At 60.9% G+C, this 19036-nt stretch carries 18 protein-coding genes; 12 read left to right on the top strand and 6 right to left on the bottom strand.

Features of this window, described 5'->3' with window-relative positions:
* Window positions 1–274: 274 nt before the first annotated feature.
* From cpaB to Q9Q94_RS00725, 8 genes are all read left to right on the top strand, one after another.
* Complete coding sequence (cpaB, locus tag Q9Q94_RS00760) at window positions 275–1123, top strand: Flp pilus assembly protein CpaB (RefSeq protein ID WP_305978110.1); 849 nt, start codon at window positions 275–277, stop codon at window positions 1121–1123.
* A gap of 24 nt (window positions 1124–1147) precedes the next feature.
* Window positions 1148–2794 (top strand): type II and III secretion system protein family protein, encoded by a 1647-nt coding sequence (locus Q9Q94_RS00755; protein WP_305978109.1) that lies wholly within the window; start codon window positions 1148–1150, stop codon window positions 2792–2794.
* Between the two features lie 15 nt (window positions 2795–2809).
* Window positions 2810–3100 carry a hypothetical protein gene (locus Q9Q94_RS00750; protein WP_305978108.1) on the top strand — a complete coding sequence of 97 codons (291 nt, stop codon included), beginning with the start codon at window positions 2810–2812 and terminating at the stop codon, window positions 3098–3100.
* 89 nt (window positions 3101–3189) lie between these two features.
* A complete protein-coding gene (locus Q9Q94_RS00745; protein ID WP_305978107.1) occupies window positions 3190–4353 on the top strand; it encodes an AAA family ATPase in 1164 nt (387 codons plus the stop codon).
* A gap of 173 nt (window positions 4354–4526) precedes the next feature.
* The gene (locus Q9Q94_RS00740) at window positions 4527–5771 is read left to right on the top strand and encodes a CpaF family protein (protein WP_305978106.1); all 1245 of its coding nucleotides are present in this window, start codon (window positions 4527–4529) and stop codon (window positions 5769–5771) included.
* Window positions 5772–5788: 17 nt separating this feature from the next.
* A complete protein-coding gene (locus Q9Q94_RS00735; RefSeq protein ID WP_305978105.1) occupies window positions 5789–6769 on the top strand; it encodes a type II secretion system F family protein in 981 nt (326 codons plus the stop codon).
* A 46-nt stretch (window positions 6770–6815) separates the two neighbouring features.
* A complete protein-coding gene (locus Q9Q94_RS00730; RefSeq protein ID WP_305978104.1) occupies window positions 6816–7760 on the top strand; it encodes a type II secretion system F family protein in 945 nt (314 codons plus the stop codon).
* 267 nt (window positions 7761–8027) lie between these two features.
* Window positions 8028–8993, top strand: a complete 966-nt coding sequence (locus Q9Q94_RS00725; RefSeq protein WP_305978103.1) for an NAD(+)--dinitrogen-reductase ADP-D-ribosyltransferase — start codon at window positions 8028–8030, stop codon at window positions 8991–8993.
* Window positions 8994–9072: 79 nt separating this feature from the next.
* On the opposite strand, the gene Q9Q94_RS00720 is transcribed toward Q9Q94_RS00725, so the two are convergent.
* Both Q9Q94_RS00720 and Q9Q94_RS00715 read right to left on the bottom strand, forming a co-directional pair.
* Window positions 9073–9744, bottom strand: coding sequence for a hypothetical protein (locus Q9Q94_RS00720; RefSeq protein ID WP_305978102.1), 672 nt, complete (start codon window positions 9742–9744; stop codon window positions 9073–9075).
* Between the two features lie 51 nt (window positions 9745–9795).
* Window positions 9796–10134, bottom strand: a complete 339-nt coding sequence (locus Q9Q94_RS00715) for a hypothetical protein (RefSeq protein ID WP_305978101.1) — start codon at window positions 10132–10134, stop codon at window positions 9796–9798.
* Between the two features lie 140 nt (window positions 10135–10274).
* On the opposite strand from Q9Q94_RS00715, the gene Q9Q94_RS00710 reads away from it, so the two are divergent.
* From Q9Q94_RS00710 to Q9Q94_RS00695, 4 genes are all read left to right on the top strand, one after another.
* Window positions 10275–12833, top strand: a complete 2559-nt coding sequence (locus tag Q9Q94_RS00710; protein ID WP_305978100.1) for a carbohydrate binding domain-containing protein — start codon at window positions 10275–10277, stop codon at window positions 12831–12833.
* Between the two features lie 199 nt (window positions 12834–13032).
* Window positions 13033–13803 carry a hypothetical protein gene (locus Q9Q94_RS00705; RefSeq protein ID WP_305978099.1) on the top strand — a complete coding sequence of 257 codons (771 nt, stop codon included), beginning with the start codon at window positions 13033–13035 and terminating at the stop codon, window positions 13801–13803.
* Between the two features lie 192 nt (window positions 13804–13995).
* Window positions 13996–14514, top strand: coding sequence for a YkgJ family cysteine cluster protein (locus Q9Q94_RS00700; protein ID WP_305978098.1), 519 nt, complete (start codon window positions 13996–13998; stop codon window positions 14512–14514).
* Between the two features lie 209 nt (window positions 14515–14723).
* A complete protein-coding gene (locus Q9Q94_RS00695) occupies window positions 14724–15464 on the top strand; it encodes a GNAT family N-acetyltransferase (protein ID WP_305978097.1) in 741 nt (246 codons plus the stop codon).
* 150 nt (window positions 15465–15614) lie between these two features.
* On the opposite strand, the gene draG is transcribed toward Q9Q94_RS00695, so the two are convergent.
* From draG to nifB, 4 genes are read right to left on the bottom strand one after another with little or no spacing between them, the layout of a single operon-like run.
* On the bottom strand, window positions 15615–16613 hold the full coding sequence (draG, locus tag Q9Q94_RS00690) for an ADP-ribosyl-[dinitrogen reductase] hydrolase (RefSeq protein WP_305978096.1): 999 nt from the start codon (window positions 16611–16613) through the stop codon (window positions 15615–15617).
* Window positions 16601–16993, bottom strand: coding sequence for an ArsC/Spx/MgsR family protein (locus tag Q9Q94_RS00685; RefSeq protein ID WP_305978095.1), 393 nt, complete (start codon window positions 16991–16993; stop codon window positions 16601–16603). Before Q9Q94_RS00685 ends, draG begins: the two co-directional genes overlap by 13 nt.
* 1 nt (window position 16994) lies before the next feature.
* Entirely contained in the window at window positions 16995–17273 is a 279-nt protein-coding gene (locus Q9Q94_RS00680; RefSeq protein WP_305978094.1) for a ferredoxin, read from the bottom strand.
* A 56-nt stretch (window positions 17274–17329) separates the two neighbouring features.
* Window positions 17330–18823 (bottom strand): nitrogenase cofactor biosynthesis protein NifB, encoded by a 1494-nt coding sequence (nifB, locus tag Q9Q94_RS00675; RefSeq protein WP_305978093.1) that lies wholly within the window; start codon window positions 18821–18823, stop codon window positions 17330–17332.
* Window positions 18824–19036: the final 213 nt, after the last annotated feature.

Below are 19036 nucleotides of genomic sequence, written 5' to 3'. Positions count from 1 at the left end.
AATACAAATGCGCGAAAGGGCTGCCTCTGTTTTGCATTGTTTATCCGTGACTTAAGTCACGGTCCTGATGACAGGTGGTGAAAATAACAAGACAAAAGGGTGTGGGTCGGGATTTTTCAGGATCGAAAACCAGAATCAGGTTACAAAAAGCCTGCCGCCGAAATTTCCGTTGGCATGAGCGGATAAGCAAATACGTTTCCCGATGAAATGAAAGCTTCCTTAACGGTAGTTTGGTCGGGAGAGGTTTGTCATGAAGAACACACGAAGCGTAGTCATGCTCGTGGTGGCCTTACTGGCGGGGCTGGCAGCGGTATTGCTGGCTGCACGCTGGATCCACGAGAAAGGTCAGACCGGCGGAGATAAAGTCGCCGTCGCATCCGTCGACATCCAGTTCGGCGCACGGATTACTCCGGAGATGATCCAGATGGTCTCCTGGCCGGCAGGCAACGAGCCGGTCGGCGTTTTCAAAGACCCCAAGAATCTTGAAGCTCGGGTGGCCAAGACCAGCATCACCCGTGGCGAAGTCGTTCTCGAAGGAAAGCTCGCTCCACAAGGGACGAAGGGTGGATTGTCCGCCGTGGTGGGCGAGGGCAAGCGTGCCATTACCGTGCGGGTCAATGATGTCATTGGTGTGGCGGGGTTCGCGCTGCCAGGCAATTTTGTGGACATCATGGTCAACACCATGGAAGAGGGATCCAAGAGTAACGACAAGGATCGTTCCATCTCGAAGATCGTGCTTGAGCACATCCTGGTGCTGGCCGTTGCGCAAGAGGCCGGGCGGGATGAAACAAAGCCCAAGGTGGTCAACGCGGTCACCCTTGAAGTAACGCCGGAGCAGGCCGAGAAGCTGGATCTGGCGCGCTCGGTCGGAACGCTTTCACTGGTGTTGCGTAACCAGATCGACCAGGTGGCGTTGCAGACTTCTGGCGCAACCAAGGAATCCTTGCTCACGGTTTATCCGCCGAAAGAGGTCGCTCCGACAGCACCTGTAATTGTGCAGCCGCCGGTGAAAGCCGTGGTGCGCAAGCCGCTTCCGAGCACAGCTCCGAAGCCGGTGGCGCAGGCGTCGCGCGACTGTGTGGAAATCATCCGCGGAACCAGCCGATCCGTCGAATGTTTCTGAATGAAATGAGCGGAGATAAAAATCATGTCATCTGAATTCAAGTTGCATGCTCTGGCTGCACTGATCACGTCTGTTCTTGCGTGTGGCGCTGTTCAGGCTGAGCCGGGCAAAGCGGGTGTTGCAAGAACTCCGGCAGCCAGTGCTTCGCCTTGTCATCGCGTGGAAATGGGGCAGGTCGTCAGGATCGCTGTGGGTAAATCCAGCCTGATCCATCCACAGAACGCTGTTTCCAGGATGTTGCTGGGCAATCCGCAGAATTCCCGTGTGGGGCGCCCCAGCGAGGACAGCAAGACCGACGACGACAAGTCGCGGACGACGGCACAGCAGAACCAGCGGACAGGCGCAGCCGATGTGGATGTGCTGCTGTTGAGCCCGACTGAAATTTATGTGCTGGGCAAATCAATCGGCTCAACCAATGTGCTGCTGGTCGACCGCACGGGGCTATGCACCATGCTCGACATCGTGGTGGGCATGGATACGGCGGGATTGAGCGCTTCGTTCAAGGAATTGATGCCGGGCGAGGCTGATCTGAAGATCACGTCAGCGGCCGATTCGGTCGTACTTTCCGGCTCCGTGCGCGATGCCGAGGCGGTTGACCGGGTTGTCGAGATTGCCAATGCCTACGTGCGCGGCACCGGCAGCTCTGCTTCAAGCAACAATCCGCGAGTCATCAACATGCTTGAAGTGGCTGCTCCCCAGCAAGTGATGCTGGAGGTGAAGGTGGCGGAAATCTCCAAATCCCTGCTGGATCAGTTTGGCCTCGATTTCACGCGTGCGCTGATGTCTAGCAATGGCTCCCTGCGGTTTTTCTCCGGCCTGTTCGGCGGGAATGGCCTGCTGACCGGCCAGCTTTCCGGTGCGGCGGGAGGCGTGGGACTGGGGGTGACTGGATCGGTATCCAATAGCAGCAACACGGTTTCGAGATCCGTTCCGGGTGGGGTTTCAACCTCAGGTGGGAGCACCTCAACGGCGACCGGTACCAACATGACCACGGTCAGTTCCGATGCCCAGAAACAGGATGGGCTGGTGAAGATTCTGGCTGAGCCGACGGTCATGGCGATCAGCGGTCAGGAAGGTTCTTTCCTGGCTGGCGGCAAGATTTTCATCCCGGTGTCTTCGAACAGCAATGGCAGTACATCGGTCACTCTGGAAGAGAAGGAGTTCGGGGTAAGCCTGAAGTTCACGCCGACAGTGTTGTCGGGTGGCCGCATCAACCTGCGGGTCACGCCGGAGGTGTCGGAGCTGAGCGCCCAAGGGGTGGCGATCACGGCGTCTACCGTTTCGGGGACTTCAATCCTGCCGGCCTTCACGACGCGGCGAGCCAGCACCACGGTTCAGTTGCGCGACGGTCAGAGTTTCGCAATCGGTGGGCTGATCAAGAACAACGTGACTTCGAGCATAGCCGCTTTCCCCTTCCTGGGTGAGCTGCCCGTGATTGGCGCATTGTTCCGCAGCACCAGCTTCCAGAATGATCGCTCGGAACTGGTATTCGTGATCACACCGCACCTCGTCAAACCATTGCCGGAGAATTATCCGCTGCCGACGGACGCCTATGTGCCGCCCTCGCGTTACGACATGATCATGGGTGGAAAGCAGGAAGGTTCACGCAGCGATGATGACTCATCGCGTAACAACCCGGACCCCGCGAAGAGCGGTTCAGATCTGAAGTAATGACGGGAGCCAGACATGAAACAACTTTCGATTAGGTGCATGCTCATCATCGCGGCGGCGAGCCTCACTGCATGTACGGCAACCACCACGCCCAGAACGGATGATCAGATGGGTGATTCACTGCACATCATCAAGGCGCAGCAGATCGTGAATCCAGAAGCTGCGCGCAATCGTGATCCGGTCAGCGGGCTGGACAGCAAGTCGGCCAAAGGTGCGATGGAAAATTATCACGAGAGCTTCCGCAAACCGAAATCCGATACGGGTAGTTCGTTCTCCAGTGGCGGCTCTGGTGGCAGCACTCGATAGCCAAAGGCGGGGAGCAGCAGATCGGCGCATGCCGATCTGCATGGACGGCGTGTGCCGGAGGCATCGTGTTTGATTGAATAGAGCTCGTCATGAAGATAAAGGTTCTCTGCAACGATAGTCAGCGCTTCGCCGAGATCAAGCGCGCAGCTGTTGAAAAGGATCCGGAGGCGGAAGTCTCTGGCGGTGGCTGGCGCGTTGAGGAGCTGCCGGCGTTCATCGATGGTGGAGGCCCGGATGTGCTGATCATTGATCAGGCCACCGCGGACTGTCTGGACACGCTGGAGATCTTGATCCAGCGCAGACCTGATATTGATGTGCTGCTGATTTCGACCGAAACCTCGGTGGATTTTTTGATGCGGGCCATGCGCGCCAATGTGCGTGAGGTTCTGCCCATGACGGCGATCAGTGTGCCTTTGCAGGAGGCCATCGGCCGGATCCGGCAAAAGCGCAATCATCTTCTTGGCATGCGCGGTGACGGCAAGGTATTGGCCTTCATTTCATGCAAAGGTGGAAGCGGGGCAACCTTCATTGCCGCGAATGTGGCGTATGCGCTGGCGGCTGAGCGGAAACAGCGTGTTGCGCTGATCGACCTCAATCTGCAGTTTGGTGATGCAGCGATGTTCGTCTCCGATCAGATTCCGCCGAGCAACGTGGCGGAGGTTGCGCGGGAAATCCATCGGCTGGACGCGTCGTTTCTGTCGTCTGCCATGCTGGAGGTCGAATCCGGCTTCCATGTACTGGCCTCGCCGGACGATCCGTCCAGCTCGCCGGATGTGAAACGTGAACATGTGGAAGCCATCATCCGCCTGGCACGCAGCAAATATGATTTCGTTGTCGTTGACGTGGCCCGCACGCTGGATGCCATCACTCTTCAGGCGCTGGACATGGCAGACCTGATCTTTCCCGTCGTGCAACTGACCCTGCCATTCGTTCGCGACAGCAAGCGCCTGATCAGCGTATTCCGCTCGCTGGACTACCATCAGGACCAGATCCACCTGGTTGTGAATCGCTACCAGAAAGGTGGCGAAATCTCGCTGACGGATATAGAGCGCACGGTCGGATTGAAGGTTTTCATGACCTTGCCAAACAGCTATCAGGCAGCGGCTACCTCGGTGAATCTCGGCATTCCGATCATCAAGGGCCGACGCACGGACCCGCTCAGCAAGGAGTTGATCGATATGGCCCATGCGATTGTTCCGGCAGCGGAAGAAGAGGCGACCCGTGGCGGTTGGTTGTCGCGGGTATTTTCCTGATTTGATCGCATCAGAAACGCAGGCAGAGAAGAAGAATTACGGAGGCGGTTGTGTCTCTCAGGGAACGACTTGAAGCGGTCAATGCCGTTTCGGCGCCAATATCTGCCGAAGCGAGCTCTCCGCGCCCACCTGTTGCGCGCAGCACCCAGGCCTATCAGGACCTGAAGAGCCACATGCACAAGACGCTTCTGGATCGGATTGATCTGGAAGCGCTTGAAAAGATGACGCCTGACCATCTTCTTGTTGAGCTGCGCAGCCTTGTCGAGACGATTCTTCAGGAAGAAAACATCGTCATCAATGAAGCGGAGCGGCGCAGTCTGGTCCGGGACATGCAGTACGAGATGATGGGACTGGGGCCGCTTGAGCCCTTGCTCGCTGACGCTTCGGTGTCTGACATCCTGGTCAACAATTACCGCCAGGTCTATGTCGAACGCGGTGGCTGCATCGAGCGTACCGAGGTGAGCTTCGTCAACGATGCGCACCTGATGAAGATCATCGACAAGATTGTCTCGCGCGTTGGCCGGCGCATCGATGAGTCGAGTCCGATGGTGGACGCGCGTCTGCAGGATGGGTCACGTGTCAACGCCATCATTCCACCTTTGTCACTGGACGGACCGGTGTTGTCGATCCGGCGGTTCTCCACCGTGCCGCTGACCATGGATAACCTGGTCGAGTTCAACTCATTGATTCCGGAGATGGCCGAGCTTCTGGCGAGTCTGACACGCGCCAAGATCAACATCTTGATCTCCGGCGGAACGGGGAGCGGCAAAACGACGCTGCTCAATATCCTGTCTGGTTATATTCCCCTCGCCGAACGGATCATCACCATTGAGGATGCCGCCGAGTTGCAACTGCAGCAACCGCATGTGGTGCGCCTTGAAACCCGTCCGGCAAACATCGAGGGCAAGGGAGAAGTCCCCCAGCGTGCTCTGGTGCGCAATGCGCTGCGGATGCGCCCCGACCGGATCATTCTGGGAGAGGTTCGTGGTGCGGAAGCTTTTGACATGCTGCAGGCGATGAATACCGGCCATGAAGGCTCCATGAGTACGGTTCACGCCAACTCTCCGCGTGACGGTTTGCTGCGCCTTGAAAACATGCTTGGGATGGCGGGGATGTCGGTTACCCCGAGGATCATGCGCGCGCAGATCGCGTCGGCCATCAATGTGGTGATCCAGGTCGCTCGCCTGAGCGATGGCAAGCGCAAAGTGATCGGGCTGCAGGAGGTGACCGGCATGGAGGGGGATGTCATCACCATGCAGGAGATTTTCAGTTTCAGGCAAACCGGGGTGTCCGAATCCGGAGTGGTGCAGGGCTATTTTTCTGCTACCGGGGTCAGACCGAAGTTCGGCGAGCGTCTGCGGACCTTCGGTATCAACCTGGCAGATTCGCTGTTTGACCCTGCACGACGCTATGCATAGTTTTTTCAGGAGTAGAGATGATGGTCGATACAGTCTTCCTGATGTTTGGTGTTGCGATATTTGTCGCGGTGGCGCTGGGACTGGAAAGCGCTTTCATGTGGTGGAACACGACCCGTGGTCCGGAGGCTCAGCGTATTTCACGTCGTCTGCGAGCGGCTTCGGCAGGAGCGCATGGGCAAAGCCAGTTGTCCATCCTCAAGCAGCGTGCCTTGAGCGAGTCGAGCGGGCTGGATAGCTTCCTGATTCTGTTGCCCCGGATTCATAGCATCGACCGCGCGTTGGTGCAGTCTGGCTTGAATCTTTCGGTCGGCGAATTTGTGGGCATCACCAGCATGCTGTTTGTTCTCGGATTTGTGTCGATCCTGCTGAGTCTTCACAATCTTGTTTTCGCCTTCCTGATTGGTCTGGTGCTGGCTGCGTTGCCCTTGTTTCACGTCCTGCACGCTCGCTCAAGGCGTCTGGCGATGGTTGAACAGCAACTGCCCGATGCGATTGACCTGATGTCGCGTGCGCTCCGGGCAGGCCATGCCCTGCCGGCGGCCTTGCAGATGGTGGGTGAAGAGATGCGCGACCCGCTGGGTGGTGAATTCAAGGTGCTGTTCGATGAGGTCAACTATGGTGTGTCTGTCCATGATGCCATGCTCAACTTGCTGACACGTCTGCCGACCGGAGATCTGCGTTATCTGGTCGTGGCCATCCTGATCCAGCGCGAGACGGGCGGTAATCTTGCCGAGCTGCTGGACAACATTTCTTCGATCGTGCGTCAGCGTCTCGTTCTGATGGGGGAGGTCCGTACCCTGTCTGCGGAAGGCCGGATGTCGGCGTGGATTCTCTCGATATTGCCGTTTGCTGCGGGCGTCATGATCCAGTTGGCCAACCCGGGGTTCCTGAAAGTTCTCTGGACTGACCCCTTTGGCATAAAGCTTGTCTACGGTGCGCTGTGTTTGATGGCATTCGGTATCTGGTGGATGACCCGAATCATCAAGATACATGTTTGATCGCCGTGCGGGTTCTTTACCGCCCGGCCAGTAGGAGATTTGCATCATGACTCTCGTACAAATGACTTTTCTGGCGCTGGTTTTCGTCGCCGTATTCGGTGTGGTCACTTTTTTCCTGGGCAGGCTTTCACCCAGTGAGACGCGCAAACGCCTGCGAATGGTGGGAGCTCATCCGTTCGCTCACGATGAGCTGAAAAAGCCACAGAAACATGACTGGCACGAGCGCCTTGCCAAGGTGTTCATGCCCTTGAGCAAGCTTTCTGTGCCCGATGAAGGCTGGGAAAAATCAGGCATTCGCACGCGCTTTCTCAATGCGGGCATTCGCAGCCCCTCTGCGCCAATCGTGTTCTTCAGTGCCAAGACCTTGCTGGCGCTGGCGTTCCCCCTGATTGCGTATCTGCTGATTTCAATGGGCTCGCGCGCGTTCCCGATGACCCCCTTGCTGCTATTCCTGTTGCTGGTGGCCACCATCGGTTACTACCTGCCGAATGCAGTGCTTTCGCACATGGTCGCTACGCGTCAGCGGGAGATTTTCGAGAGTTTCCCGGATGCATTGGATCTGATGACCGTGTGTGTGGAGGCCGGGCTTGGCGTCGATGCGGCCTTGAGCCGTGTTGCCGTGGATATGGAGCAGAAGAGCGAGGTGCTCAGCGAGGAATTGCGCCTGGTCGGGCTTGAATTGCGTGCCGGTAGTGATCGTGAACGTGCCTTGCGCAATCTGGCTTCGCGTACCGGTGTGGAGGAAATCGACGGTCTGGTGAGCATGCTCATTCAGGCCGACCGGTTTGGCACCAGCATCGCGTCGACGCTGCGTATCCATTCCCAGATGCTGCGCACCAAGCGCCGCCAGAGAGCTGAAGAAGCCGCTGCGAAGATCGCACTGAAGCTGCTCTTTCCTCTGATCTTCTGCATTTTCCCGTCGCTGTTGCTGGTTTTGATGGGCCCAGGGTTCGTCCACATTTACCGGGTACTGCTGCCTTCGCTGAATTGAGGCGGAAGTTCAAAGGCTGCGAATTCCAGTCAAGGCGCGAGCGATGCTGCTCGCGCTTTTTTGCTGGGACGAGGCGCGTATCCGGTTTTGGGCTGACTTGCCGCTCTGCCGGGCGGTTCCAGCCTGGAGGCCGTGATCCGGTTCAGGCATGTGTGTTGCGTGCTATGGAGCTGTACGGGTTCTGACGACTTGCAACGCATGTCGAACGCCTGTTCCAGCGTCTCGCAAATACCCTTTGAGCCTTGTCCGGCAGGAAGTACTGTAAAAATGACCGACTCTTGCGGCAGTGCGGCGTGGGACAAAGACGTTGCTCAATGTCGGAATGATGACAATGCGTGCGAGAAAAATGCCGCCCCGCCCCGGGATGTTGCTGATCCCCGCGGAGCAGCGCCTGAAGCAGATGGCGCCAGCGGGAAAGGCGCTCATGACAATCCGACCTTGCCGACCTGGGCGCGGATTTCGATCAACCGTTGCAACTTGCCGGCGGTGATTCTGGGCAGTCACACCTTTCAGAAAAATCCCGCTCCGCTGGTGATTGACGGGGTGGCGGAGCTGCATCGCGATTTCTTCCGCATGCTGCATCTGCGGGACACTGCAGAGGAGCGTGTGCAGCTCTTCTACGATTACATGTCGATGTGTTTCAGGCTGGATTCGCTTGAAGACGCCGGCTTTGCGCCTGACATGCCGAAGAACCGTGGCAAGCTCAATTATCTGAAGCTGATCCGCGGCTGGCATTTCAATGCCGACAGTGTCGAAGGGGCGGTGCTAAAGGCCTGGGCTGAATCCCGATTCGGCCTGTTGCCACGCCACCATCGCGCGCCGATCCGTGATTTCTCGGGCGAGGCTTACAACCTGTATCTGGAGCAGCGTGCGACTGGCCTGTACAACACCAATGCGCTCGAATCCCAGCTTGACCTTGTCTACACCTGGACGCAGCTGGAACTGGCGCGCTGTCATCCGGGCCTGTCGCACTTCCGTCTGTATCGCGGCGTGAACCGCTGGGAAGCGCACGAATTCCTGGGCCAGAAAGATGGCGAGACGCTGGTGCTGCTCAATAACGTGAATTCATTTTCCGGCGATGCGGAGCGGGCGGGAGAGTTCGGCGACCGGGTGATTGCAACCGAGGTACCGCTGGCCAAGATCATCTGCTGCGCCGAAGTGCTGCCCGGCAGGCTGCAGGGCGAGGGCGAATATCTGGTGATCGGTGGGGTGTATGGTGTAAAGGGTGGCTGAAGAGCCGCATCCCGCCTTGTTTTTCAGAGGGGGTGCCCGTAGAGGCACGTCAGGTGCGGCTCTCCGGGCAGGTGCTCGATCAGCGGCGGTGGCCGCGGTCGCCGTGGTCGCCACGGCCATCATCGTGCCGGTCGTTGCCGCCGCGATTGTCCGGACGATCCGGGCCGCGCCGCTGCTCTTCGTGGCGCTGGTCGTTGCGTTGTTCTTCCTGGCGTTCGCGACTCCGGCGATCTGCTTCGCGACGATCCTGTTCGCGATCACGCCGGTCTGCTTCACGCCTGTCTCGTTCACGTTCGCGCTGTTCCATTTCACGCCGGGCATTATCCCTGCGCCAATCGGCTTCACGGCGCATGTCTTCGCGGCGCCATTCGTTCCAGCGCTCATGTTCGCGGCGCTGTTCCTCGCGCCAGTGATCAGGGCGGTGATCCCAGCGGCCGGGGGCAAAATACCAGCCGCTGCCGCGTGGTTCCCAGCGCTCGGGAATCCACACATAGCCGGGGCGCTCCTTCAGCCAGACGCCACCGACCCAGATGTGTCGGTGACCATCCCAGCGCCAGTAGCCGGGGTGCCAGACATGCCCACGGCGCGGGCGGGGCATGACTTCCACGCGTGGCGGTGGCGGGGCGGGGAAGAGGTCGATGGAAACGCCGGGCAGGCGGATGTCGATGTTCACTTCGGCCTGGCTGACTGCGGAGCCGAGCAGGCCGGCGCCTGACAGGAGCAGAGCAAGGATCAGTCGGTTGGTTTTCACAGGGAGTCTCCTGGATTGTTATGGGGGGAGCCGCCGGAAAGGCGGTGCGGTTCAGTAGCGATGTCCGTGATCGTGATGCCGGTAGTCGCGGCGATAGTCGCGATGGTCATGCCGGTAATCATGGCGGTAGTCGCGTCGGTAGTCCCTGCGATAGTCACGCCGGTAGTCGCGACGGTCATCACGGTAGTCATCGTCGTACCAGACAGTGACGGGAGGCGTGGAAATCCGTACGTCCGGTCCGCGCACATGGCCGGGCACTGGCACAGGCACCGGAATGGGCAGCAGCGGAGGGGCGAAACGCTCAAAGATGGTTTCGGCCTGACTGGCCGTCGAGAGCATCAGACCAGTGCTTGCCAGCAGGGTGACGAAAAGAACGCGTATGGCTTTCATGGATATTCTCCGTAATGCAAAATTGTGTCCTCCGTAGCGAATAACGCGGGGCAGGACATTTGCGGTGACAGCGCAGTTGTAAGTGTTTGTAAGCCCGGAAGCCCTTCCGCGAGGAAGGTCATGCACGAGGAGTCAGCCCGATGTCGCGTTACGGAATGGTTTTCTTGTTGATGCTGGTGGCGCTGGGCCTGCCAGCTCCGGCTGCGATGGCCGGTGAGCTCTTTCCCTGGGGCATGCCCTGGGATGATGCGAGCGCCAATGCTACCAACCTGACGGACTGGAACCACAGGCCGGCTGGCAGGCATGGCTTCGCGCGCGTCGAAAACGGCCACCTCTACGCAGGAGACGAACGCCTGCGCCTGCTCGGGGTGAACATCGTCTTTGGCTCAGTGGCGCCGGATCACGCCACGGCAGACAGGCTCGCCGCGCGCATGGCGCGGTTTGGCATCAACATCGTGCGCTTCCATCACATGGATTCCCAGCCTGTTCCACGCGGGCTGCTGCAGAAAGACATGCGCACGCTGGATGCGGACATGCTGGAGCGGCTGGACTACTTCATCGCCGCCCTCAAGCGCGAAGGCATCTACAGCGACCTGAACCTGCACGTAGGCCGCAAGTATCCAGGCTTCAAGGACTGGGGCGAAGACACGCCGAAATACTGGAAGGGCGTGGACAATTTCTACCCGCCGATGATCGCCATGCAGCGCGAGTTTGCCCGCGATCTGCTGCTGCACCGTAACCCCTGGACCGGCAATCGCTACATCGAAGAGCCGGCGGTGGCGCTCATCGAGATCAACAACGAGAACGGGCTGCTGCGCGAGTGGCGCACCGGCGGCCTCAACGGCATCACCGAGCCCTATCGCGGCGAGCTGCAGCGCCAGTGGCAAAGCTGGCTGCGTGCGAAGTATCCGGATACCTCCGCGCTGCGCGCCGCCTGGGGGCTGCGTGAAGAGGCGCTGGGTGCCGAGATGCTCACCGCCACGCCGAACGTGAAAGGCGGTGAGGCGGGCTGGAACCTGCAACTGGTGGAGTCCGCCAAAGCCCGCCTGAGCACAACGCCCGACGGCGTGCTCGATCTGGCCATGACCGCGCCCAGCCGCGAGAACTGGCACACCCAGCTCCACCAGAACCGCCTCGCCTTCAAGGCCGATCAGCCTTACACGCTGACGCTGCGCCTGCGTGCAGACAAGCCAACTAGGCTGGCCTTGCAAGTCATGCAGGCGCACGCTCCTTGGCAACATCTGTGGGCGCAGACCATCGAGGTCGGCACGGGCTGGCAGGATTTCCGCATCAGCTTCGCGCCCACTCAGGGCGACGAGGTGGCGCGCCTCACCCTCGGTGGGCTCGGTCAGCTCACCGGGCAATTGCAGATCGCGACCGCCAGCCTGCGTCCCGGTGGCGTGCTGGGCCTCAAGCCGGGCGAATCGCTGGAAGCCGGCACGGTCGACATCATCGGCAGCGGCGATCTGATGAGCCGCACTCGTGCTGGTCAGCAGGACTGGATTCAATTCTTGTGGGACGTGGAGAGCGGCTACTGGCGCGGCTTTCAGGCATGGCTACGTGAAGAGCTAGGCGCGAAGCCGCTCATCGTCGGCACCCAGGTCAGCTACAGCCCCGCACCGATTCAGGCCGCGCTGGACGTGGTCGATGGCCATGCCTACTGGCAGCATCCGAACTTCCCCGGCAAGCCCTGGGACATCGACAACTGGAAGATCGCCAACACGCCCATGGCGGGCGTGGACGGCGCCGGCACGCTGGCCGATCTGGCCCTGCGCCGCGTGCCCGGCAAGCCCTTCATCGTCACCGAATACAACCACTCTGCGCCCAGCCACTTCCAGGGTGAGGCGCTGCCACTGGTCGCCGCCTACGGCGCGCTGCAGGACTGGGACGGGATTTTTCTGTACAGCTTCGGCGCGCACGATCAGAAATGGGACAGCGGCATGATCGACCGCTTCTTCGACAGCCACGCCAACCCGGTCAAGATGACGAGCTTTCTCAGCGCCGCCGCACTCTTCCGACGCGGCGACATCCGTGCCGCCCAGGCGCTGACGCAGGCGCAGCCCGCCCAACAGGCGTGGATCGATGCGCTGCGTGCCAGCTACAAGATGCCTGGTGCCGACAGCCTCGGCGCGCCGCGCAATGCCGTCCTGCAAGGCGCGGTGAACATTTCCACGCCTGCTGCTGCGCCCCTGCCTTTGCCGGTACGGAGCGAAACCGGCGAACTGCTCTGGGGGCTGGCGGGCATCGGCGGCAAGACTGTCATCATCGACAGCCCGCGCAGCAAGGGCCTCATCGGCGCGCGGCTGGGCCAGCCCTTTGATGCACACGGCGTGGAACTCGAACTGCTTGGCGCGCGCAACGACTGGGGCGTGCTCATGGCCACGCTGATCGAAGGTCGTGATTTCGCCTCGCCGGGCAAGGTGCTGATCAGCGCGCTGGGGCAGGTCGAGAACAGCGGCCAGCGCTGGCTGGACGACAAGAAAACGACTGTCGGTCGCAATTTCGGCAGCGCGCCGACCGTGGTCGAAGGCCTCGCTGCGCGCGTCACGCTACCCGTCGAGGCCCGCCGCGTGCGCGCCTGGGCGCTGGACGAACGCGGCAACCGGCGCGAGGAAATCAAGGTAGGCGGCAGCGAGCGCGCCACGCTGGAGATTGGTGAGGCGTGGCGGACGTTGTGGTATGAGGTTGAAATAAAGTAGGTGGGTTGTCGGGAGGGCGTAGCCCAGATGAAGGCCGCAGGCTGGCAATTCGGGGCTTGCTTGTGACGTCCATCCGTATTCCGCCATGCAGCATTTGGGCTACTTGCTAATTGATGCCCTACGAAGGTAGCCGGAGTATGCGGACTGCGCCGTACGAGGTGCATACCTTGAGGCAGGTGGTTTGTGTGAAGGGATAAAAATGAAAACCTGCGAAGAATCGTTAGAAATTCTGGATTCCTATGTGCGTGAGACAGAAGGACTTTTTAAGAGGATTACGTCCTATGTCGAAAAGCCCAAGCTTGTTACGTTTGATGGGGGCGTTAAGTTTGATCACGAGTCGAAGAACTCGGTGCTGGCTTGCTATTTGAAGCTGGCACGAGTGATCAGTGGGCTGAATGCAATGAAGCTTTTCATTAAAAACTCCTACTTTCAGGAAGCCGGAGTGCTTTGCCGAACCATTATCGACTTTTGTGACGAGATCAGTTTTGTTCTCGACGCATCAACTGAGAGCGACATCACCGCTGCTCGGTGTTTTCTAAAAGATTTCTACCAAGAAGTCAGCACGGAGCAATCGAAAGGCAGAGAACTAAACAAAAGAGAACATGGGGTTGGCCGAAAGAAAATGTACGCGGCAGCGGGGAGAACGTTCCAAAAATATGGCGTTGGCGACACTCATACGTTGCAACAAACTGGTTTGTTCCGAAACGACCTTTTTTCGAATTTTGTTCACGGCGCATATCCGGTAGTTACCGAGATGTATTCGCTAACCGGTGAAATAGGTCTTCGCGGTTCAATGGAGAAATCGCTGCTTCCTCAGTGGGTTGATCAATTCAATTTGATTACGCATAAGGTCTTGATCGCGGCAACTCGATTAGCCCTGGAGGTTAATCAGTTTCCTCTAGGTGAAGCAGCGAAGTTATTGACCCGCGAATTTGAAGCGCAGCAGGATGATCTTTGGTGTGTTTCGTAGCAAGTCCGGATGCACCGCGTACGGCGTAATAAAGAAGGCCGTAACTAGGAGTGCGCTCCGAGTTGTAGGTCGAAATATCGAGTACGGCGCAGTCGTAGGGTGCGGTGCCAACCGCACCGCATGTGGTGATCGAAGTGGCGGAGTTGGCACTCCGCCCTACGCCAAACCTGCCAATCGCCGTATCCTCGTGCCATGTCCCTGACTGATCTTCACCTCTCCATCGACCAGCGCGTCGTCGCGATCCGCGCGGAGGCGCCGGATTGGCTGTGTGCGAAGGGTTGCGCGAACTGCTGCCGGCGTCTGGCCGAAGTGCCGCAGCTGACGGAAGCTGAGTGGGCGCTGTTGCACGAGGGGCTGGCGGCCTTGTCGACTGAGCATCTGGCCTTGATCGCGCAGCGCATGCAGGCGCTGGCGCAGCAGACGACGCGGCCACTGACGTGCCCGATGCTGGATGAGGCGACGAATGCCTGTCCGGTGTATCTGCAGCGGCCAGTCGTGTGCCGCAGCTACGGCTTCTACGCGCGGCGCGATGGCGGCCTGTACTGCAGCGAGATCGAGGCGCAGGTGGCGGCAGGGCTGCATGCCACGGTGGTGTGGGGCAATCACGAGGCAGTGGAGCGCGAGCTGGCCGGCATGGGCGAGGTACGCCCGCTGACCGAATGGTTTGCCCGCTGGCAGGGCGAGGCTGATGGAGGAGGCTTCCCTTGCTGAGCCGCGCCCAGCCTGCCTGTGCGGAGTGCCTGCCCGCAGCGCGGCGCGGGGCGGGCGTTTCCGGGCTGTGCGTACGGCGCTGTCGCAGGGGGCGGTGTCAAGCGCTTCGCATGCAATGATCGAAATGGCGGCGTCGGCGCTCCAGCCTGCGCCAAACCCGCCAATTGCCGTAGCTACCCGGCTCGGCGCTATTTGTTTAACCTGTACGCATGAAAATCAAGTCAATTGAATGCGCGGCCTTGGCGTCGTGGCCGGCGCTGGAGGAGGAAACCCGGGCCGGCTGGCTGTTGCGTTTCGCCAAGGGCTACACCAAGCGGGCGAATTCTGTGAACGCAGGCGCCACGGCGCAGCCGCTGACAGAGGCGGATATTGCGGCGATCGAGGCGCGCTTCGAAGCGCGCGGCCTGCCGCCCATCTTTCGTCTCGTCTCCGACCCCGTGTTCGCAAGCACGGACGAACTCCTGATCGCGCGCGGCTACCGTTTTTTCGATCTCTCGCTGGTCATGACGGCATCGCTGGACGCCGCAGCACCGTCGCCGGCATTGCGCTTCATGCACGATGCGGCGGCATGGCTGGATCTGTTTCAGGCGGTCTCCGGCAAGCCAGTAGCGGGGCAGGACGTGCATCTCGAGATCCTGCGCAGCATCCAGCATCCGTGTGCCTATGCGGTGAGCCATGAGGGCGATATCCCCGTGTGCTGTGGTTTGGCGGTGGTGGTTGACGGGCGCGTGGGGCTGTTCGACATCGCGACGCGTGCCACGCATCGCGGGCGAGGGCTTGCGCGAGAGTTGTGCCGTGGTCTGCTGGATTGGGCCAGGACTCAGGGCGCCTCGGAAGCCTATCTGCAGGTCGTCGGGGCGAATACCGCAGCGGTTCGTCTCTATGAAAGCCTGGGCTATCGCTACGCGTATCACTACTGGTACCGCGTGGCGAAAAGCCTGGCGGGCTGACAGGGGGTCTTGGGCACGGCCCGGGGGAGGCTGTACAGCCGCTTCTGGCCTGCCTTTCGAGCATGCAAGGCTGCATAGGCTTGCTGCATGCGGATTGGCGCGGTGTGTGCCGGCAGATCAAGGCTGGGGGCGGGTTCTAGACTGGTCTGGTCAGAGGCGCTGCCAGGCTGGCGAGCGCTCGATCAGGCCGTCCGCGTAATCGATGCAGCGCCGCCAGGCGTCCCGGTTCAGGTCGCGCAGCCAGCGTTCGGGCAGGCCGGCTTCGCCGTGCAGCGCACCCATCACCATGCCGGCAATCGCGCCGGTGGTGTCGGCGTCGCCGCCGCAATTAACGACCTGAATCAGGGCTGACTCGAAGTTGTCGTTCAGATCGATGGCTTGCAGCACCACGCGCATCGTGTCGACGATGTAGCCGCTTGGATTCTCGGCGGCTTTGCCACGGAAACGGAAGAGGGGGAATTCGCGTGCCAGCAGGTTGGCCTGGGCCATTACGGTGCGCAAGCCTGCGCCGGCGGCACTGCCGAGGATGCCGGCCTGCACCATGTTGACGACGGTGAGGGTGGCGGCGTCGGTGAGGGGATGGTGATGGGTGACACGGGCCTGTGAGAGCGTGGCGCGGGCGATGGTGTCGGAGGGCGCGCCGAGCAGGACGAGGGCGGTCGGTGCACAGCGCATGCAGGCGCCGTTGCCGGCGTCTTCCGAGAGAGGCATGCAGGCTTGGCCCGTGTTGCGAAAGCGCACGATGCCGCGGCGCACGGTGTTGCCGATATCCACGGGTTTGCCGCGCATCCAGGTGTCGAAGGCCCTGGCGTAGTCTTCGTCAGAGGGGGCATGGCGGTTCAGCAGCCAGGCTTCTGCCAGGGCAAACGCCATGGTGGTGTCGTCGGTGACCTGCCCCGGCGGCAGGCGCAGCCAGCCACCGCCACGGATGCGGTCGTGTCGGCCATACTGCTTGCGGATCTCGCGCGGGGTCAGGAATTCCACCGTGGCACCCAGCGCATCACCCAGCGCCAGCCCGAGCATGGCGCCGCGTGCATGGCTGCGCAGCCGCAGACGGGCAGGATTGCTGCTCACGCCGCGCAGGCTCAGCGCCATGCTTTGCAGGAGTGACAGGCTGGAGAGCATGCTGGGCGGGCTCAGTGTTGGCACGCGTCCGGGCTGCCGGAGCAGCTTTCGTCCGGGGCGGGTTGTGCCAGGGCCAGATGTGCGGGGTCGAATCCGGCCAGGCGAAGTTTGCCGATCTCGATCAGCGGACGGCGGATCAGCAAGGGATCGGCGATCAGCGCTTTGAGTGCCGAGCTGGTGTCGAACATGCCCGGCACGACTTCGCCGGATTTGATTTTCGGCGCGTTCGGATTGAACCAGCCTTCGATGGGCAGATCGATGAAGAAATCGAGCAGGCGTTGCGGCGTCCACGCCTCGCTGAGCAGGTCGTGGGGAATCACCTCGTGCCCTGCCCGGCGCAGGGCCGCCATCTGGCTGGCATTGGTGGAGCAGCCGGGTTTCTGCCAGAAATGAATGACGCTCATGTCAGGCTCCCACCTGCGGGTTTGCGGCCGGGGCGGGCAGGCCGGCGATGATGCCACCGAGCGAGCCCGGCGGGTTCAGGGCCTGGCCCAGTTCATCGATGATCACCCCTTCCACCGGGCAGATGGCGGCGCACTGCGGGGTGGCGAAAGCTTCCACACACTCGCTGCACAGCGAGGGCTCGATCAGGAAATGCGGGTGGGCTTCGACGATGGCCTCGTTCGGGCACAAGGGCAGGCAGGCCCAGCAATTTACACAACCTTCAACGATTTCCAGGGCCATCTTTTCCCCCGTTCCTTTGGAAAGACGTAGGGTGCGCATTGCGCACCCTACGGTATTCAAGCCCTCTTCTGATCCTCAAACGCCGCCACATCGAGCTTGCCGGCCTTGAGCATCTCGCTCCAGACTGCCGTGACAGCCTCTTCGATCGGCTCCATGGCGTGCTCGCCGTTGGGCATGATGCCGGCGGACTCCAGCTTGCCCCAGGGCTCGAAACCGATGCGCGAGCACAGCACCACTTCGCAATCGGCGAGGACGGCGATGGTGCGGGCCAGCGTGTTTTCGGCCTCGCCGCAATCGCTCTCGCCGCCGCAGTACTGCGCGGCTTTGCGGGGGCCAAGGAAGCGCACGCCGGCACTGCTGGCCTCGTAGATCAGGAATTCCTTCGCGTGACCGAAGTGCTGGTTGATCAGGCCGCCACCACTGCTGGCCACCGCCATGTGCACCGGGCGACCGCGTTTGGGCGCATGGAATTGCAGTACAGGTGCGGCATGCCGGGCGTTGCGTTTGGCTTCCAGCTCGGCGTTGATGGCTTCCCGCAGGGCGAGGCGGCGCTGCATGGCTGCCTGTTCGAACTGCGCGTCGATTTCCATGGCCTCCACCTTGTCCATGGTGAAATCCGCGCCGCGGTCTTCACCGAGCATGCCGACCGCATCGGCGCGGCACTGGCGGCAATGGCGCATCATGTTCATGTCGCCCGCGCAGGCATCCTGCAGGGTCTGCAGCTCTTCCGGTGTAGGCCCGCGCTGGCCGGTCAGGCCGAAGTGGGTGCCGTGTTCGGCTTCAGAGATCAGTGGCATCACGTTGTGCAGGAAGGCGCCCTTGGCACGCACGACACGCGAGACTTCCTGCAGATGCGCGTCGTTGATGCCGGGGATCATCACCGAATTGACCTTCACCAGAATGCCGCGCGCCACCAGCATCTCCAGGCCCTTCTGCTGCTGGGCGATGAGGATTTCGGCGGCCTCGCGGCCCATCACGCGGCGGTGATTCCAGAAGATCCACGGATAGATCTGCGCACCTACATCCGGGTCGATGCAGTTGATGGTGATGGTGACGTGATCCACATTCGCGGCGGCGATCTGCGCCACGTACTCAGGCAGCATCAGACCGTTGGTGGACAGGCACAGCTTGATGTCCGGTGCGCGTTGCTGCAGCTCGCGGAATACGCTGAAAGTGCGCTCCGGATTCGCCAGCGCATCGCCCGGCCCGGCGATGCCCAGTACGCTCATCTGCGGAATCGCGGCGGCCACGGCCAGTGTCTTCTTCACCGCCTGCTTTGGCGTCAGCACCTCGGAGACCACGCCGGGGCGGGATTCATTGCTGCAGTCGTACTTGCGGTTGCAGTAATTGCACTGGATGTTGCAGGCAGGGGCGACGGCCACGTGCATGCGCGCGAAGTGGTGGTGAGCCTCTTCCGAGTAGCAGGGATGATCCTGCACCTTCTTCAGCGTGTCGGCCGACAGGGCGTCCATCTGTGCGGATTTCGAGCCGCAACTGCCGGCGCTGCAGCCGCTGGCGCTGACCGGCGTGCCGAGGTGGGGAATGGTCATGTCTGGCTCCCGATGATCTGTTTGTCTTCCTCTGTGCAAATGCCGTGCCGGGCGCGTGCAGCCCGCTTGTATCAAGGTTTGTGTCGATTTGTCAGGTGCCGATGTCGGCTTGGCGACAGGGCCTTTTGTGGGGAAGGGCACAGTTTCGGGGCGTATGTTTTTCCGGTAGCTGCTGTGCAGGGCTGGTGCGCACCGATGAACTCACCGCCGGGG

Origin of the sequence: Uliginosibacterium sp. 31-16, assembly GCF_030730865.1 — a bacterium.
GTDB lineage: Bacteria > Pseudomonadota > Gammaproteobacteria > Burkholderiales > Rhodocyclaceae > Uliginosibacterium.
Note: the sequence above shows the minus strand (reverse complement) of the source record. Positions and strands in the feature narration are given on the sequence as shown.

What these genes read in the sequence shown, in the direction of transcription:
- cpaB (WP_305978110.1), top strand. Translation starts at nt 275, where the DNA reads ATGCTCGTGGTGGCCTTACTGGCGGGGCTGGCAGCGGTATTGCTGGCT.
- Q9Q94_RS00755 (WP_305978109.1), top strand. Translation starts at nt 1,148, where the DNA reads ATGTCATCTGAATTCAAGTTGCATGCTCTGGCTGCACTGATCACGTCT.
- Q9Q94_RS00750 (WP_305978108.1), top strand. Translation starts at nt 2,810, where the DNA reads ATGAAACAACTTTCGATTAGGTGCATGCTCATCATCGCGGCGGCGAGC.
- Q9Q94_RS00745 (WP_305978107.1), top strand. Translation starts at nt 3,190, where the DNA reads ATGAAGATAAAGGTTCTCTGCAACGATAGTCAGCGCTTCGCCGAGATC.
- Q9Q94_RS00740 (WP_305978106.1), top strand. Translation starts at nt 4,527, where the DNA reads ATGCACAAGACGCTTCTGGATCGGATTGATCTGGAAGCGCTTGAAAAG.
- Q9Q94_RS00735 (WP_305978105.1), top strand. Translation starts at nt 5,789, where the DNA reads ATGATGGTCGATACAGTCTTCCTGATGTTTGGTGTTGCGATATTTGTC.
- Q9Q94_RS00730 (WP_305978104.1), top strand. Translation starts at nt 6,816, where the DNA reads ATGACTCTCGTACAAATGACTTTTCTGGCGCTGGTTTTCGTCGCCGTA.
- Q9Q94_RS00725 (WP_305978103.1), top strand. Translation starts at nt 8,028, where the DNA reads ATGACCGACTCTTGCGGCAGTGCGGCGTGGGACAAAGACGTTGCTCAA.
- Q9Q94_RS00715 (WP_305978101.1), bottom strand. Translation starts at nt 10,134, where the DNA reads ATGAAAGCCATACGCGTTCTTTTCGTCACCCTGCTGGCAAGCACTGGT.
- Q9Q94_RS00710 (WP_305978100.1), top strand. Translation starts at nt 10,275, where the DNA reads ATGTCGCGTTACGGAATGGTTTTCTTGTTGATGCTGGTGGCGCTGGGC.
- Q9Q94_RS00705 (WP_305978099.1), top strand. Translation starts at nt 13,033, where the DNA reads ATGAAAACCTGCGAAGAATCGTTAGAAATTCTGGATTCCTATGTGCGT.
- Q9Q94_RS00700 (WP_305978098.1), top strand. Translation starts at nt 13,996, where the DNA reads ATGTCCCTGACTGATCTTCACCTCTCCATCGACCAGCGCGTCGTCGCG.
- Q9Q94_RS00695 (WP_305978097.1), top strand. Translation starts at nt 14,724, where the DNA reads ATGAAAATCAAGTCAATTGAATGCGCGGCCTTGGCGTCGTGGCCGGCG.
- Q9Q94_RS00685 (WP_305978095.1), bottom strand. Translation starts at nt 16,993, where the DNA reads ATGAGCGTCATTCATTTCTGGCAGAAACCCGGCTGCTCCACCAATGCC.
- Q9Q94_RS00680 (WP_305978094.1), bottom strand. Translation starts at nt 17,273, where the DNA reads ATGGCCCTGGAAATCGTTGAAGGTTGTGTAAATTGCTGGGCCTGCCTG.
- nifB (WP_305978093.1), bottom strand. Translation starts at nt 18,823, where the DNA reads ATGACCATTCCCCACCTCGGCACGCCGGTCAGCGCCAGCGGCTGCAGC.